Raw genomic sequence first — 16168 nt, 5'->3', positions numbered from 1 at the left:
GATTTGAACATACTTCTTCACAAAACCCGTATTTTGTACATATGTATATAGGTTGATACTTGGTCCTTTGGATCGATATTATGATGTTCCTGTAGGACAAGAACTTGGTCCCATTGGCGATTAATCCCCTATTTCAGCCACAAAAAAACAACTCGAGTGAGTTGTTTTAATAATCTTGCTTCTTTATATATGAACTAACGTAATTAATCAGTTCATATTTTTTTGGATATTCATTCGATGGATCACATGAACGAATGATAAACATCCATTGATGCTTTAATTCAAGCTCTAATGACTTGTCCACTTTCACTATTTTCCGGTAACGATGCCAACTTGATAATTTTATGTACTACTGTTGCGGGGGCTGTTTCTTCAAGAGGGTGTTGTTCTGTCTTTAGAACGCCTGGATCAAACATGTTAACTAATATATTGTGTTTTTCTTCTTCCAAGGCAACGGTTCGCATTAACCCTTCTAATCCTGCTTTTGCAGCAGAATATGCTCCCAATCCTTCAAGTGCAGCATTAGCCGCTACTGAAGATATTGATACTATTCGTCCATATTGTTGATTTCTCATTAATGGAAGGAAAGCATTAGTCATCAAAAATTGACTATACAAGTTAAGTTTAATTGTATGATCCCAGGTATCGTAAGTCATATCATGTATTGGACTGAATTCGCCAGTTCCTCCAGCATTGTTGATCATAATATCTAGCTTCCCAAGTTCTGCAATGACCTGTTCACGAATTCTGTTGACATCTTCCAAATTTGTAACATCAGCACTAATGATCACAGATGAAGCACCATTGTTTTCAGATATTATAGTAGCGACTTCTTTTAATTTGTTCTCGCGTCTTCCTACCAGTACAAGCTGGGCTCCTTCGGTTGCCAATTGTATTGCTGTTGCTCTGCCCAAACCCGTTCCTGCACCTGTCACCAAGGCAACTCGATTCGTTAATAATTTCATTGATATTCCTCCTGGATTTTGTTTTTTAATTTATACCTCTGTTCACTTGCTTCCAAAAGAATCAATCCACGATTTTTTAACGAAAAGCCCCACCTCCTTCAAGGGTTCGTGGTGTCTTAATCCGAATTAAATATTCTTGACTTCGCAGTCAAGAATTACACAAAAAAAAGATCAAGACACGATCATGCCAAATGAAGTACGCAGAACCGTCTCGATCTGTTCACGGGATAAACCTGATTTTTGCATAACTCTCACACCCAGGATGGTGTTATTTAGGTAAGATGCAAGCTCTATACTCGTATACCGGTTGGAAATTAACTGTTGTTTCTGGCCACTACTTATGATCTTCTCTAATACTAGTTGCATCTCTTCTACCATGAGTTTAGCTTCGCGTGTGACCTGCTCGTCATCTGTTCCGAATTCGAGTGATGCATTCACAATTAGACACCCTTTGCAGCCAGTTTCATCGTCTAAAAGGGAATGTTGTAAGGCATCCAGTTTATCACCGGGAGACGAATCCAGGGCTTCAATATCTTTCAGTTTCGATACAACCTGTTCACGGTAAAGTGCCATCGCCTTCAGGAACAACGATCGCTTGTCTTTAAAAACACAGTATAAACTTTGCTTTTTGACTCCTGTGATACGCGTAAGGTCCTCATAAGAAGTTGCTTTGAAGCCTTGATTCCAGAACACTTCCATAGACTGGTGTAATACACGATCGACATCAAATTCTCTTGGTCTGCTCATGGGATTAATATATCAGTTATTGACCATGTAGTCAAGAAATGATCGTTTTATTTTGTCCACCTACATATGATCGGGGTTTGCAGTGGCCGCCAATTGGCGGCCTTTTTCTAAGAGTTACTAACCTCAGTTGCCATTTTCATCGTCTGGACCATGTTATATTCTTTCTTCACAATCTCTTCGAGCTTTACGATAGCTTGATCACGAACATGATTAGATACGATCATTTTAATAACTGTCGTTCTATAAATTTCCCATAAATGACTTAGTTCCACACTTTGTTCTGCTAACTTCTTATAGAGATTTGTATGGGACGATTTATCTTCCAGTAACTTGAAAATCCTGTTATTCTTCTTATGATTCTGTGCAAAAGAACTGCTTCTTAAGGCAAATATGCTTGTTTCGTTCAAATTGCCTACAACTTCTTCGAATTCCTCTACATAATCGGTCAACGCTTGTAGTCCCAACTGATAATGAAGACCATATTGCTCAAGAAAAACGACTTTATCATCCAATAGATTGCTTCTGAGTTCTGAGATAAACGAGTCCGGTACTGAAAATTCATGGTTAAAATTTCTTATCGATCCTTCATGCACCGAAACCATTATGAATCTAACTTTTTTGCCGCTTGTCATTAGATATTGGGTAGATTCCATAATGACTTCAAGCGGAGTTTGATAATCGTGCATTCGCCCTGGAGATAAGCAATCTTCAATTACTGTGTATGCATCCCCACCCGCACATTTTCCATGAATAAAGGTCGGATGGATAAAATGAATTTTTCCGGCTTCTCTTCCACTGGAATAAAAAAAGCGGTCCACATCGAGAAAGACATATTTCTTCTTGTCTAAAGCGCCTTGAATCATCTCATCCAGGTTTGGGATATCAGATTGCTCAAGAAGCTGATCCTCAAAGCGAAGATAATGATAGAGCTGTTCCGTGTCATATTGAACCTTCGGCAGCATTAATCCTTGATGCAGCAAGCTTTCAAAATTGTCTTCGGGGAATGTCTGGTTGATGAGTTTTTTCCAGTACTGCGTTTTAAAAGTCAGCGGCAGCTTCTCGAACGATGAATGATGACTAATGAGAATCGACATCAAGTTATTATTGACACAATCAAGCCATATGTCATTATAAGGTAAAATTCGATGGGTAGGTGTCACATGGTCAACTCCCTATGATGAACTCACTTATTAGGTGGATAGCCAGCTCACATCATTTAACGTACCGTCAGGGCGAAACATAACTTCCTTCGGAAGAGCATGAGACAGGAAATGAACATTGCCGCAGGTTAAGCCATAGGCCCCCATATGGGGAAACGCGATCCAATCCCCCGGCTCTAGAGGGGGGAACATGACGCTGCCTTGCAGCACATCTGTGGGAGTGCACAATTTACCGCAAACATTGTAGGGGACTCGACCCTCTCCTTCACCGGATTCGTATAGCTTGCGCTCCCCCGCCTTCCAAAGCTGAAGCGGCAGAGGCTGCTTGAAGCTTCGTCCCATCAGACTGGAAAAAGCCCGATGGTGGGTACCCCCATCGACAATGGCGAAGGCTTTGCCTTTGGAGAGCTTGGTGTACAGCACTCTGACCGCATACATCCCCATCGTTGCGGCAATTCTCCGCCCTGATTCTACGAATACCATTTCCAGTTCCAGATCCCGGTTGCGCTCTAACTCCCCGGCAAGATACGCTCCGAAAGCTTCGACAGGAAACGGCTCATCGCCTTCAAACATGGGAACGCCGAAACCGCCGCCGAGCCCTAAGCATCGAAGCTGCAGGCCGAATTGGTTGCGCACCTGCCGGGTGAGACCGAACATCATCGGAACGCTCTCCATATAAAAGTCGAGGTGGAAATTTTGCGTGCCCTGGTACGTATGCAATCCGATCAGCTCTAGCCCTTCAAGGGTAATGGCGGTTTGCACCGCTTCATTAATTTCACTGTCGTCGATGCCAAACTGGGAGGCATGTCCGACCGATGCCATCCGCGAGCCTTTGGCTCCAGTAGACAAATTGACCCTTAACATAACGGGAGCGGCAATAGCAAGCGCAACCGCTTCATCGTGAATGACGAATAGCTCCGGGATGGACTCCGCATTAATCGCGTAAATCCCATGGCGAAGCACATGATGAATCTCGTCCGCGCTTTTGCCCGGTCCAGTGAACACGATGCTGTGCGGATTTACCCCGTTAGAGCGGGCCATCTCATATTCCCCTACCGATGCGACTTCGATCGGCGAACCCCAGCCGTTTATGAGACGGCATACCTCCGGATTGGGATTGACTTTCATGGAATAATATAGCGTCACATCCTTGGGTAAAGCGTCCCGCAGCGAAAAATAATCGGAGGCCAGCTTTCCCTCGTCATATACATAAACGGGTGATCCAAATGGCTCGACTGCTTCCAGCCAAAAGGGTTGGCCCACTTCCTGCTGAGTAGACAGTCGTTGTGAAGCCATAGTCATATGACAGCTCCCCTCCATTCCATGATTGCTTCCTCCAGCCCTTGACGGGCAAGCTTCTCCGCTTCATCGTCCACACCCCAGCTCAGAGTCGAGACCCTGCAAGGCCGGATGCGGTCTGCCGATTCCCCATCCTGGTGGAAACCATACACGAATGCCCCGCCTTGTCCGGCAGAGATTCTTATCGATGTCACCTTTTCGGCAAATTCTGCAAATCTGGCCCCAGGGTGGAGCTTGAAATCATAGGATTGAGTCTCCATTCTAGGAAACCCGCGTTCGAGCAAATGCTTGCGAATCTTCAGCAAATACGTGACCATGGTAAGACGGGCGTTGATCTCAATAACCGGTATTAAAGTTCCGTCTTCATCCAGTATGGAGTCTACCCCGATGAAACCCTCGTAGCCCCGGGAATGTAAAGATGTACCCAGCTGTTGCAGCTGTTCGGTATAAGCCGCGATCAAGGATTCAGGCAGGTCCGGGTGCAGACGGCTCCCCCTGTACACTCCTGCATCCGTAATCCTCTGCTCGGTCATAGCCAGGATCTCGCAATCTGTTCCCCCCAGCCAGAGTTGTGCCGTCAGATGGCGCTCGACCTGATGCCAGCGTTCCACCGTCACAACCGGTTGCCCGCCTCCCCGCGAGATCTGCCTCTCTAAATATCCGAGCAGCATCTCCAAATCCGGGCCTCTATGGATATGGAACAGCGCTTTACCGGAAGAACCGTAAGCGGTTTTTACAACCAGCCGGGCTCCAGGATGCCGTCCCTCCAACTCGGCGCAAGTACGGCGGATCGCGTCAAGCCCCTCGCATATCCTACCGTCGCTGACTGGAAAGCCGATTTCTTCGCATAATTTACGCGTTGCGATCTTGCTGTTCAGTTCCACGGACAATCGGGCTGGCGGGCCGATCCACCTCCCTCCGTTTTCCTTGAGAAACTGCTCCTCCTGCTCGTCCATCAAGTAAGGAACAGCAATCCGGTTGCGAAACTCACCCGTATATTCAGACCGTTCGCCAATCGCGATTGAAGGTATGGCTATGTTCTCTTCTTCCAAATAAGATAGGAATTCAGGATCCGGAGCCTCTTTCAGGAGAACAAGATCCTCCCGGTCAGCCAAATAAATTTGGTAGAGATCCATTTGCGAGACGAGCCGGTCTCCGGACGCATTGTTAATTTGGGGTAAGCGAATCTCTTGAGCGGCTTTTCCTTGTTCCCAATTAATATTGGAGTACCAGAGCCTCGGTGCGCGCGTTCCGGTCAGATGCTCCACATAAGATGCGTTATTCATGATCCCGTCACCTCCACTTTCCCCAGGCTGTGATCGGACCCCAGCCCTTTAAGCCAGCCTAGCTCCGACTTTAAGATTTGAAAGGGTATGGCTCCGAACCATTCCAGAGATACCGGGGCTCGGGTAGGGTCCATGAGAAGGCGCTTCATTATGGCTTGGCAGTCCATTTCTCCATCGGCCAAGGGTACGATACCTCTGCGGCTGCCGCTCGGAGAATATATATTGTCAGGAGAGAATACTTCGAGCCATTGCCGGGATTCCACATTCTTCAGATGGATATTGACAATCCATGGCTTCAAGCGTTCGTAGGCGGCAAGGGGATCAGCGCCCGATTCCCAAATGTGCAGAAAGTCCAAATTCAGCTTCAAGGCAGGGTGGCCGGTTTGCCTAAGCAGTTGAAGTGTGGAAGCTAAGCCGTCGGCAGCGGTTCCCGGATGAGTCTCAACCACTGTATAGACCCCTTCCCTCTCTGCTACGGCGCACAGGATATTTAGACGTTCAGTGCAAAGCTCCCAGTCCTTCTCATCAAGAGATTGGCTGCTCAGGTTTCCGGCGAAAATCCTCAGCTTATCTGTGTGGAACGCTTTGGCCGCCTGTACGGTTTCCTGCCATTCCTTAAGCAGAACGTCCATTGGGATATTCCCCAGAAGAGGGATATAATCACTCAGCATGTTGATTTCGAGCCCGTAGCTGAACATTTCGTCCAGTATCCCTCCCAGCTCCTGTCCCCGTTGGCGAAGCAAAGCCTTGGCATGCACGCCCCACAGTTCTATACCGTTGAAGCCCGTATCACGAGCATAACGGAGCAGCTCCCGGAAGGATACCAGCTCGTGTCGAAAAGAAATCGTGCATAGATTATACCGCAGTCAGATCACCGCCTATTCCATTCATCCAGGCCAGGAATTGAAGCTCCGCATCCCGGACTTCCCGCAGTCTGGCAAGAGCCGAGCGCAGCAGCGCTTCGTCCCCGATGTGCTTGCGGTATTTCACAAGCAGGAAATTCAGTGTCGTCCATAACTTCACGATCCCGCTGATCCGGTTCGTTCCTTCCAGCGCCTGCCCCTTGTCCATCACGCCCAGCTGGGCAAAGCTATTCCATATGGAAGACCGGAGCTTGGTTAAGGAAGCAATGGCGATCGAGTTCTGGTTCAACCAGTTCGAGGTTTGTTCCGGGCTTAAAGCTAGAGATTCCTGCAAATCCCGGGCAAAGCTGTCCAATGCGGCGGTACCCGAACTGTATTGAGAACGGACATACATGTCGTAGTTTCGCTTGGCTGCATAGGCGAAGATATCACGCTTGTCAGGAGACTCGAACACCTTCCCCTTCCCTTCTTGATCCGGCTGAAGCTCGTAGAAAATGATTACCTCCTCTTCCGGCTCCGCCGATGCCCGCATTAGCTCTTCTCCGGTCAGGAATCCGTTGAAGCCGACAATGGGATCGAATACTCTGAAGGCGTTACGCGCTTCATCGAAGCTATCAGCGAGGATATAATGATCGAATCCACTCTCCGCCATGATCAGCATATGGGGAGGGAAAAAATCCAGATCGGATGGGCGGCATTTCACTACCGCACGGTTTCCTGACTGAACAGACTGCTTTAGCCCCTCAGGTCCAGTTCCCTTGTAAACCAGATGGATGCCGTACAGAAAAGGCAAGCTTTTGTTCAATCGCACATGCTGGCTCGCCGTAATAATGCGCGATACATAATTGACATTCCAGTAATCCAGCAGAAACAGATCAGGGTTGGCCCCGGACCGGTATAAGTGGGTCAAGATGCAGGAAGCTGCACATTCCATCGCCGCCAGCTTCATCATGTCCGGATTGGCATCCGGCGTATCCGTACGAGACGTCATCTCTTCATTCTCCTTCTTCATTTGAGGAAATACGGCAAACAAAGGACGGTATTTTGCCGCTGACAGGATCGGCTTCGAGCCTTGAGACGGTTTCTATGGACAATTTCACCGGCTTGCCCGCCGCTTGGTGAAGAAAAGCGGATAGCTTGGTCTGCACATCCTCGAACTCGCTTGGAGGGGCTTCAGTCGCCAGCCGGACGGAAAAAGAGGTGAATGTATGCTGCACGATCTGAAATTGGCGGACTCCTCTGGCTGCAGCAAGCTCCCAAAAAAACTTGTCCAAATACCGGAAGACGGCGGAATGCACCTGCTCTCCAGGCAGCCGAATCTGGGAGGTTCGAACGGGAAGCAGTTGCAGAAGGAGACGGCCGGTTTCAGGGTCCCTGCGAATACTTCCGATATCCCCTGTCCGGTAACGGACATAAGGCAGACTCCTCATGATCAGCGAGGTGACCAACACTTCGCCGAATTCCCCCTCCTCTACATGGAGTCCGGAGGCCTGATCGATAATTTCCACATATACGGCGGACTCATCAATTTCCAGTTGGCCGCTCTGGCCTGCGAACGCGATACACCAGAACTCTTCCAAACCGTAATAGTCTACGCATGGAACGCGGAACACCTCCTCGATCCTTTCTTTCTGGGAGCCATGCAGCGTTTCGCCCCAGTTCTGGGTAAACAGGAGGGAAGACGGCAACGAATATCCCTCGTCACGCATATATTCGGCCAACGCGCAGAGAGCGGAAGCTCTCCCCTGGATAAAATGAGGATCTTCCCTGATTATCAGTTCTGCATAATGTCTAAGGGACCTGGGCTCCGCCAGCAGACGGTTGCTCAGCAGCAGCATCCGGTGTCTGGCCGGCAGCCCCCACTTTTTACGATGCTTATACAGGGTCAGCGAGAGTGTCCATATCTCCTCCGGGGTTTTCACGCAGCGGAACGGCACTCCGGTAGTTCCCGAGGTGAACGATTCAGTCACCCGTCCCGCATCGGGATGTTCGAAAAGGGCGCGGTTACCTGCGATCAAGTGTTTGTCTGTCATCGGCAGCTGATGGAAATCAACGTCCGTATAAGGGTTATAAAACGGGTACGTCCGGCGCAATTCGCCGGCCAGCTCTTGCAAATGGCCCGGGGTGAATACTTTCATGAAGCCACCTTGCCTTCTACAAAATGCAATACGGCCTGGACGCTTCGGAACGATTCCGGGCGAATATCGTCCACATCCAGCTCAAAGCCGAATGTATCCTCCAGAGCCGACAGCAGCTCCAGTATTTGAATGGAGTCGATTCCCAGATCATCTACCAAAGCATGGTCCAGCTCGACCTCGCTTGTTAGCCTCTTGGCCACAGCGGCTATCGTTTCTCTCACCTTAAAGAATAGATCTTCATGCTCTATGGACATGTTCTTCCTCCTTCACCATAGATTTCAGAGCTTTGCGATCCAGCTTCCCGCTGGCTGTTCTGGGCAGAGCGGTAACGAAGCGGAATTCCCTGGGACGCAAGGCCGGGGATAACCGCTTTACGCACCAGGCATGCAGCTCCGGGCTCTTGACAGGCTCTGTGGAAGCCTCGGATACTACCACGGCAATCAGACGATGTCCCCATTGAAGGTCTTCTACGGCCGACACAGCAGCGTCTGCCACCCCAGGCAAGCTTAATAGGACGCTTTCGACCGCTTCCGGGTACACCGTGTGTCCCCCGACAAGGAGAGCGTTATCGGTTCGCCCGGTCAAGTGCAAATATCCATCCTCGTCCAGATACCCGGTATCCCGGGTATGCAGGCCGAGGGGGCCTAGGATCTCACGTGTGCGATCCGGATCGTCATAATAGCCGATCATCACATTCGGCCCCCGAACGACCACCTCACCACTCTCCCCTGTTGCCGCCTCCCTTCCGTCCTGAACGATGGCCAGCTCGACGCCGTTAATGGGTATCCCGGCGGATTGCGGTTTCGTCCTCAACTGGGCGTAGGGCAAATACGAGACGCGCGGAGCTGCTTCGGTCAGTCCATAGGAGGGCGTTATCCTCACGTGAGGCAGACGGTCAGCCAAACGAAGCAGCATGACGGCAGGCATCGGGCCGCCGACAATGAGCATCTGCCGGAGCGTGAGCAGATCCTCCGCCGCCCATTTGGCAGAATGGATTAGAGGCAGAATCGCAGACGGCACAGTGCATAAGAAGGTCACCTTGTTCCTACGGACGCACTGGATCATCTCGAAGGGATGCACGAAGCCCCCGCTTAGAACAAGATTGGCTCCAGAGGCCATGGCGGCGAACCATTCCCCAACAATGGTCGAGCAATACCCCAGTGACTTCGAGAGCAGAACGATGTCCTCGTCGCACAGAGTCGTGTACTCCAGGATCGCGTCCACATTGGACAGCATGTTGTGGTCGCTCAGCATGATCCCCTTCGGCTCTCCCGTCGAACCGGAGGAGAGGAATATCATACGCGCGGCCTCTGGCGGCGTGTACCGGCGTACCGGCCGCGGAGCTGCGCTTATTCCTGTAACCGGTCCGCTTGCCATACCTGCATACAGGCAGAATGGCAACTCTTCCCCTTGCATGTTCCATTCCGCAAGGATGGGAAGCTTCTCTTCAGAGACGAACACAGCTTCGGGTTCAAATTTGCGGATGAGGCGAAGCATATCCTGTCCTGGCATGTAGCTGTGGATGGGAAGCGGAATGCCTCCCGCCAAAATGACGGCCCCGATGACAGCCAGACACTCCGGCGTCGGAGCCATCCAGACGGCCCCGATAAAATTCGGACGCAGCTGCTCCTGCTTCAGCCGTTCAGCGAGAAGGTCCATGCGGTTTCCGAGTTCCGCATAGCTTGTCCAATCGGACTCGCCGCTTCGTGCCGCGTAGGTGATTCCCCGGTCATGCCTTCGTGCACGTTGAAACAATTCTCTGAGGGTGCCTATGCCCTTCATGCAAGCACCCCCTCTTTAGGAGAGGCCTGTCCGGCCACAGATGTATCGCGCTCGAAGGTCGAGGCCATAGCATAATACTCCGCCGATTGATTCATGAGCTCTTCGTGGTCGCCTTCCGCCACCAGACAACCGTTCTCCATCACCAGAATACGGTCCGCGTTCATAATGGTTTGCAGGCGATGGGTCGCTACCAGAACCGTCTTGCCCGCCATGACTTGGCGTATGGAATCCATGAGTTCAATCTCCGTAAGCTGGTCCAAGGCGGAGGTCGGTTCGTCCAGGATAAGAATATCGGGATTGTGCAAGAGGGCACGCGCAATAGCCAGCCTCTGCCGCTGTCCGCCGGATAGCTGGAAGCCTCTATGGTCAATCTTCGTGTGGAGTCCTTCCGGCAGTTGATCCAGCAGAGATCCGAGCCGCGCATTCAGGGCTGCTTGCTTGACCATCTCCTCCGTTGCGTCCAGCTTCCCGACAGCAATATTTTCCATAAGGGTACCCCGGAATAAGTAAGGCTCCTGGAACACGATGCCAACCTTGCGGCTGATCGCGCTGCGGGTCATCTCCTCCAGATTCTGTCCGCCGATTCGAATTTCACCTTCGAGAACGGGCATCATCCCAATAAGCGCCCGGAAAAGAGTGGATTTCCCGGACCCGCTTCGCCCGACGAAAGCATAAACCTTGCCCGGAGACAGCGATAGTGACAGATCCTTCAAGATTTCCGTTCCACCGTACCCGACGCGCAGATTGCACACTTCGATATCGGACGGTGTTGCTTCAAGCTGAGGCTTCCTTGCAGGCGAAGCCTGCTTCCTCTCGTTTTCCGAATAGGGATCGATCGGGGTCTGGATAAATTGCTCGATTCTGCCCATGGCAACTTCCGCGCCTTGAAGCTCTCTGAAAAAGTTGTTAATCTGCTGTACCGGATTCAGAGCGTTCTGCAGATAGGTTACGGAAGCAACCATCATGCCAACGGTCATCATTTGGTGGAGCACCTGATCGCTGCCGATCCAATAGATGGCAGCCAGGATCAGGCTAATCACGAAACCGCTGATTTGAAACGACATAACGGCATATAGCGTTTCCCGGGTGCTGGCCTTCACCAGCCCCTTGTACATCGTTTCATTCCGCTTCTGTTCCCATCCCTCTAGTCCTAAAGCCCGGATTTCCTGCGAACTTTCGATCGCTTCATAGAGATAGGTTCCGATCTCTTCATTATGGGTTCGAACGTCGGACGAATAACGCGCCACGGGCTTGCGGAACAGCCCTGGCACCCATAAGAGGAAGGGGATGCTAAGCGTCGCAACGATGCCAAGCCGCCAGTCCATATAGAACAGGATTCCGAGGGATATCAGCATCATAAACAGCTGTGAGGTAATCTCGACCAGGATGTGGTTGAGGAAATTTCCCATCGTAGCTGTATCCATCCCGAGCAAGGCCGAGAATTTCCCGGGTCCTTCCTTCTGGATTTCCGGAATGGGAATCTGCCGGACATGCTTCAACAGCTCGTTCCGGATATCCAGCATATTACAGATGCCCAGATAGCGGAACAGACCTACCCGGATAAACAGGAACACGATGGAGAGAACGCCTATTCCCAAGGAAAGGCTAAGCAGCGGGACAATCAGCTTACGGTTTCCGCCAATCAGCACGTGGTCGATCAGATAAGCGAAGATTAAGGGCTGAAGCATGACGAGTCCCAATTGCAGGAACGTACAAACATAAGCGATCAAGGTTAAATTCCATTTGATCTTCACGTAGGGAGCAAGACGTCGGAACAGTTTAAACGTGTGCATGATGGTTCCTCCCGGCAAAACGTTGAATAAGCGGCTTCACCCTGCGCATCCATTCCCCCGTGTCACCCTGCGGCTGCCAATCCAGAACCGACAGCGGCGATTCACTCAAACAGCCTGTCGCTTCCAATAAGCTGCAATGATAGATTTTGTTAAGCGTTCTCATAGAAGATTCCAGCAGGGCGGTCTCCTCCGCCTCACCCGCTATCTGTCCAAGGGGAGCATTCAGGAGCCTCCTGATCTGCGGCATGATGGTCCGATAGTCGTACATTAGAGCATTGCGCCGCGCTCCTTGCGAGAGATTGCCGTGAAGCTTCTCATCCAGCAGAACCTCGGTGCAGCTGCTAACCAGCCCGTCCAGATCGATCTTCGGAAGTTCACCGGACCAATCTACCTGGACGAAGAAACCGTCCTCGCCGTCAACAAGCAGCTCCCGGAAGCCGTCCCAGTTGGTGCAGACCACAGGAAGACCGTGGGCTTTCGCTTCCAGGAGGTTGAAGCCAAACGTCTCTCCCGGATCGGTGGAGAGGTTGACCAGAAGCCTGGATTCCCTGAACAGGCGGTCTTTCTCACTCCCGTGGACGGGACCTGTAAACTCCACTGCTTGCTCCAGTCTATATTCCGCTACGAGGGCTTCAAGCCGTTCTTTATACCGGTCCGCTTCCTGCAAAGACCCCGTATATTCTCCGGCAATCGTCAATACAGTGTCCGGGACACGCTGCTTTATTTCCGCCATAGCCTCTAAGAGCACATGAACGTTCTTAACCTCTTCCAGCCGGCCGATGGATAACAGACGTTTACCGGCAAGCGGCCGAACCGGCTCCGCAGCCAGCAAGGTGTCGATGCATAACGGGATCTTATGGGCATGCGCATACCGGGGTGAGAGATTAACCAGCGCCTGTCTGCAAGATTCCGTACTGGCAAGCAGCAAATCCTGTTCTGTAATCCAAGGCGCACAGGACAGCCAGGTTGTCAGCCAACGGGCGGATGCGACGGAATGGGCGATAACCATGAAGCGAAGCGGAAGCTTGGCGAAGCTCCGAACCAGCATTAAGAAAGGCATGAAATAAGGAGCGTTCACATACAGCGTATCGATTCCGTATTCCTCGCATAATCGGGCCAGCCGCTCCGAGGCTTGCGGAAGCGAAGACATCGGCTGCTTGGAAAACTGGCGAAGCGAACCCCCGAAGATCTTGGCAAAGCGTACCGGCGGAATGCGGATGAGCTCCGTATATTCAGCCAGATACCCTGTCCATTGGTCATCAATCACCCGTTCGTTCAACCGGGGGGAATGGCCGTCGAAGCAGCCCACCCTAGGTCTGCACTCCGCATGCAAATCGGGGTTTCCAGCGATGATAGACATCGATTAATTCCTCCTTCAGCTGTTGCTCCGTCCTGTGCAGCTGCTCCACCTTATCCACCAGCAGTCCGATTTCCCCGGTTCGTCCCGGCATGGACGTACGGATCGCCAGGTATGCGAGCGTACTCCACATTCTTATGAATCCTTCCAGCTGCTCCTGATACAGCTCCGTACCTTGATTAAGCGCTTCCGAAAAATATTGATACAGCAGCCCGTAGCTGTATTTGCGTTTGGCGAGGATGCCGAGCTGGGATACTGCATCCTTCAAGGCCCCGGGCGGATACCTATCGGGCGACTCCACCGTCTGCATAATCCTCCGCCTCACCATGCCGGTTAGCGACCGTTCCCCCGGATCGGCCTCTATCGTATCCTCGAAGATTCTCGCCACCTCGTGAGCGTCCGGCGCATGGAGCCATTCGGGATGAAGCAGCAGTCCCCCGCCCAGCTCATTGCTAAGAAAAGCATCGTGTACATGGCTCTCGGCCACAAACCCTTCCCATTCAAAATAGCGGTCGTATACCATGAATTGATCGCCCCGCATTCCGTGTACGATGACAAAATGGGGCTGATGCATAGTTTGAAACGTTCTTTTTTGATAAGGCATATGAAACAGGTCGAGCTGTACCAAAACAGGAAGCTCCGGATGACGCCGCAGGACCTCCAGAAACTTCTTCAGGTTGACGAGCTTGTCGGCCCCGTAATCATACCACTCCAGGGCCCCTTCCCCGTACAGGCGGGTGAACAGCCGCAAATATTCGGCCGGTGTGATGTCCGCTGAGAAATAGGTCAGCTTGCCGTCCTCCGTAACGCTGAATGGCGCGTCCCAAGCACCGATATAGAGCGGACGTTCATCCCATCCGGCTTGTTCCAAGCCATAACCGAGTCCGTTCAGAAAGCAATGGGCTTGTTTCACGTCAAACCCCGGTTTTAACGGCCCGTTTGGCCAATATGCGTTGTGCGATCAAGCGCGCGGTGGCGAAGTTCTCCTGCAGAAGCTCGTCGTCCTCGTAAAAAATGTCGTACTGCTGTTCAAGCTGCATCATCAGGTTGACCAGCAGCACCGAATCCACGCCTGCATCCTCTAGCGGGGCGTCCCCATTCAATTCCTCCGCCAGCTCCGGTCTGGAGGTCAAATCGGCCACCCTATCAATCACGAATTGTACGATATCCTGTTCATTCACGTTCATCATCGTATCCATCCCTTCCTATGATCTTAAGATTTGATTTCCACTTAGGCGATGTGCTCCCCCTTAAGGGCGTGGATGAAATCGACTAAAGAACCGACCGTTTGGAAGACGGCAGGATCCATCTCCTCCTCGGGCACAGTTACGTTGAACACTTCCTCGATGCATACCACCAATTGGAGTACCATGATCGAATCTGCGTTTAAGTCTTCGTACAGCCGGTCTTCCTCTTTAATGACATCCGGGAGTGAGAGCCCCAATTGTTCGGACATGAGCTGCCGCAATTGAGATACCGTTTGTTCCTTATCCATGAATACCATACTCCTCTTCTACCAATTGTTTTCGCATAACCTTCCCTGTACCCGTCTTCGGAATGTCCTCCGTAAAAGCAATAAAGCCCGGAACCTTATAAGCAGGCAGAAACCGCGCGCACCACCTCTTCACATCCTCCTGAGACAGCGCATCGCCCTTCCGGACGATTCGAGCTTTGACAGCTTCCCCCCAGACGGGATGCGGAGCCTTGTGCACGACAGCTTCCTGAACACCGTCCAGCCTCCGGATGATATCCTCCACCTCGGAGGGAGCAACCTTCAGTCCTGATACATTAATCAGATCATCCATCCGGCACTGAACATGAAGCCTGCCGCTGAGCCAATATCCCATATCTCCGGTAGGAATCCGGCGTCCGCCTGTGACAATGATTATTTCATCCGGCCGATCCCGGGTTCCGGCCCTTTCCATTGCCATATGCTCCAGCAGCATCCCGGCATCCGTAGGATCGGAGGGCCGGTCGCCCAGCGAGATGCAGCCCGCCTCAGAGCACCCGTATTGCTGGATCACCTCCACCCCTGCACCCGCAAGCCTGTTCAGCAGTTCTGCAGACATCGGGGAACCAGAGGATACCATCTTTCTAAGCAGCACCTTCTCTCTCATGAGGCTGAGCAGAATTTGAAAGAGGAAGGGCACCGCATACACCACATGGCGATCATGCTGCTGCATGAGATGCAGGGCGAACTTAGGGTTCTTGTCCGTCACGATAACCGGTTTGACGGAGCGCTTAAGTGCGGAAAGCGTGCCTGTAATTAATCCGAAGGAATGGGACACGGGCACCAGAATGATCGGTTGATCCTCCCCGCTGCAGGGCAGCAGCTTGTTGTAGGCCTCGATTTCCATTTGCACATGAGACCAAGACCGTTCAACCAGCTTGGGAGCGCCGGTCGTGCCGGAGCTGAATTGAAGCAAGGACGGCTCCCCATTCATCCGATCCAGGCGTGAGTGTAGAGGGTGAAAGACGGCGCTGCCTCCTGTGTCAATTAGCAGACCCGTACAGCCTGCGTCTTCGGCTTGACGGAGAGCGCTTTCAATCGGGGTATCGCCATTGATCAGAAGCACCGAGCCCTCATTCCTAATAATCAGCTCCGTGGCGGCCAGAATATTCGCCGGCTCCTTCATGCATACAGCTGTCCGCCGTTCCTTCCAAACCGAGGAACCCAATAATGCGTATATCGCGTTTATTCGACGTTCCAGCTCATGCTGGTCATAATGTTCTTTATTAACAATGAACATGCGGTCTCCTTTCCTGTGAGATTTTTTT

At 51.5% G+C, this 16168-nt stretch carries 16 protein-coding genes; all 16 read right to left on the bottom strand.

All coding sequences use genetic code 11. The features are described from left to right. Nucleotides 1–281 precede the first annotated feature (281 nt). Nucleotides 282–965 (bottom strand): SDR family oxidoreductase, encoded by a 684-nt coding sequence (locus NSS83_RS03805; protein WP_341347716.1) that lies wholly within the window; start codon nt 963–965, stop codon nt 282–284. 171 nt (nt 966–1136) lie between these two features. Further along, a complete protein-coding gene (locus NSS83_RS03800) occupies nt 1137–1712 on the bottom strand; it encodes a TetR/AcrR family transcriptional regulator (RefSeq protein WP_341347715.1) in 576 nt (191 codons plus the stop codon). Between the two features lie 107 nt (nt 1713–1819). After that, nucleotides 1820–2872: a hypothetical protein gene (locus tag NSS83_RS03795; RefSeq protein ID WP_341347714.1), complete on the bottom strand. Its 1053-nt coding sequence runs from the start codon at nt 2870–2872 to the stop codon at nt 1820–1822. Nucleotides 2873–2902: 30 nt separating this feature from the next. Next, nucleotides 2903–4174, bottom strand: coding sequence for a hypothetical protein (locus NSS83_RS03790; RefSeq protein ID WP_341347713.1), 1272 nt, complete (start codon nt 4172–4174; stop codon nt 2903–2905). Beyond that, on the bottom strand, nt 4171–5457 hold the full coding sequence (locus tag NSS83_RS03785) for an ATP-grasp domain-containing protein (protein WP_341347712.1): 1287 nt from the start codon (nt 5455–5457) through the stop codon (nt 4171–4173). The genes NSS83_RS03790 and NSS83_RS03785 overlap by 4 nt, the downstream gene beginning before the upstream one ends. Next, complete coding sequence (locus NSS83_RS03780) at nt 5454–6266, bottom strand: sugar phosphate isomerase/epimerase family protein (protein ID WP_341348706.1); 813 nt, start codon at nt 6264–6266, stop codon at nt 5454–5456. The genes NSS83_RS03785 and NSS83_RS03780 overlap by 4 nt, the downstream gene beginning before the upstream one ends. Nucleotides 6267–6312: 46 nt before the next feature. Further along, nucleotides 6313–7311, bottom strand: a complete 999-nt coding sequence (locus NSS83_RS03775; protein WP_341347711.1) for a hypothetical protein — start codon at nt 7309–7311, stop codon at nt 6313–6315. Between the two features lie 4 nt (nt 7312–7315). After that, nucleotides 7316–8458 carry a hypothetical protein gene (locus NSS83_RS03770; protein WP_341347710.1) on the bottom strand — a complete coding sequence of 381 codons (1143 nt, stop codon included), beginning with the start codon at nt 8456–8458 and terminating at the stop codon, nt 7316–7318. Then, nucleotides 8455–8712, bottom strand: coding sequence for a phosphopantetheine-binding protein (locus tag NSS83_RS03765; protein ID WP_341347709.1), 258 nt, complete (start codon nt 8710–8712; stop codon nt 8455–8457). The genes NSS83_RS03770 and NSS83_RS03765 overlap by 4 nt, the downstream gene beginning before the upstream one ends. Next, a complete protein-coding gene (locus NSS83_RS03760) occupies nt 8696–10240 on the bottom strand; it encodes a class I adenylate-forming enzyme family protein (protein ID WP_341347708.1) in 1545 nt (514 codons plus the stop codon). Before NSS83_RS03760 ends, NSS83_RS03765 begins: the two co-directional genes overlap by 17 nt. Beyond that, nucleotides 10237–12033, bottom strand: a complete 1797-nt coding sequence (locus NSS83_RS03755; RefSeq protein ID WP_341347707.1) for an ABC transporter ATP-binding protein — start codon at nt 12031–12033, stop codon at nt 10237–10239. The genes NSS83_RS03760 and NSS83_RS03755 overlap by 4 nt, the downstream gene beginning before the upstream one ends. Further along, nucleotides 12020–13393 (bottom strand): glycosyltransferase family 4 protein, encoded by a 1374-nt coding sequence (locus NSS83_RS03750; RefSeq protein WP_341347706.1) that lies wholly within the window; start codon nt 13391–13393, stop codon nt 12020–12022. The genes NSS83_RS03755 and NSS83_RS03750 overlap by 14 nt, the downstream gene beginning before the upstream one ends. Next, nucleotides 13344–14303, bottom strand: a complete 960-nt coding sequence (locus tag NSS83_RS03745) for a DUF6005 family protein (protein WP_341347705.1) — start codon at nt 14301–14303, stop codon at nt 13344–13346. The genes NSS83_RS03750 and NSS83_RS03745 overlap by 50 nt, the downstream gene beginning before the upstream one ends. A 1-nt stretch (nt 14304) precedes the next feature. Next, complete coding sequence (locus NSS83_RS03740) at nt 14305–14589, bottom strand: acyl carrier protein (RefSeq protein ID WP_341347704.1); 285 nt, start codon at nt 14587–14589, stop codon at nt 14305–14307. A 32-nt stretch (nt 14590–14621) separates the two neighbouring features. Continuing rightward, nucleotides 14622–14885: a phosphopantetheine-binding protein gene (locus tag NSS83_RS03735; RefSeq protein WP_341347703.1), complete on the bottom strand. Its 264-nt coding sequence runs from the start codon at nt 14883–14885 to the stop codon at nt 14622–14624. Continuing rightward, nucleotides 14878–16140 (bottom strand): AMP-binding protein, encoded by a 1263-nt coding sequence (locus tag NSS83_RS03730; RefSeq protein ID WP_341347702.1) that lies wholly within the window; start codon nt 16138–16140, stop codon nt 14878–14880. Before NSS83_RS03730 ends, NSS83_RS03735 begins: the two co-directional genes overlap by 8 nt. Nucleotides 16141–16168: the final 28 nt, after the last annotated feature.

Origin of the sequence: Paenibacillus sp. FSL H3-0469, from assembly GCF_038051945.1 — a bacterium.
GTDB lineage: Bacteria > Bacillota > Bacilli > Paenibacillales > Paenibacillaceae > Paenibacillus_AQ.
The sequence above is the reverse complement of the archived record's forward strand: the minus strand, read 5'-3'. Positions and strand labels throughout refer to the sequence as shown.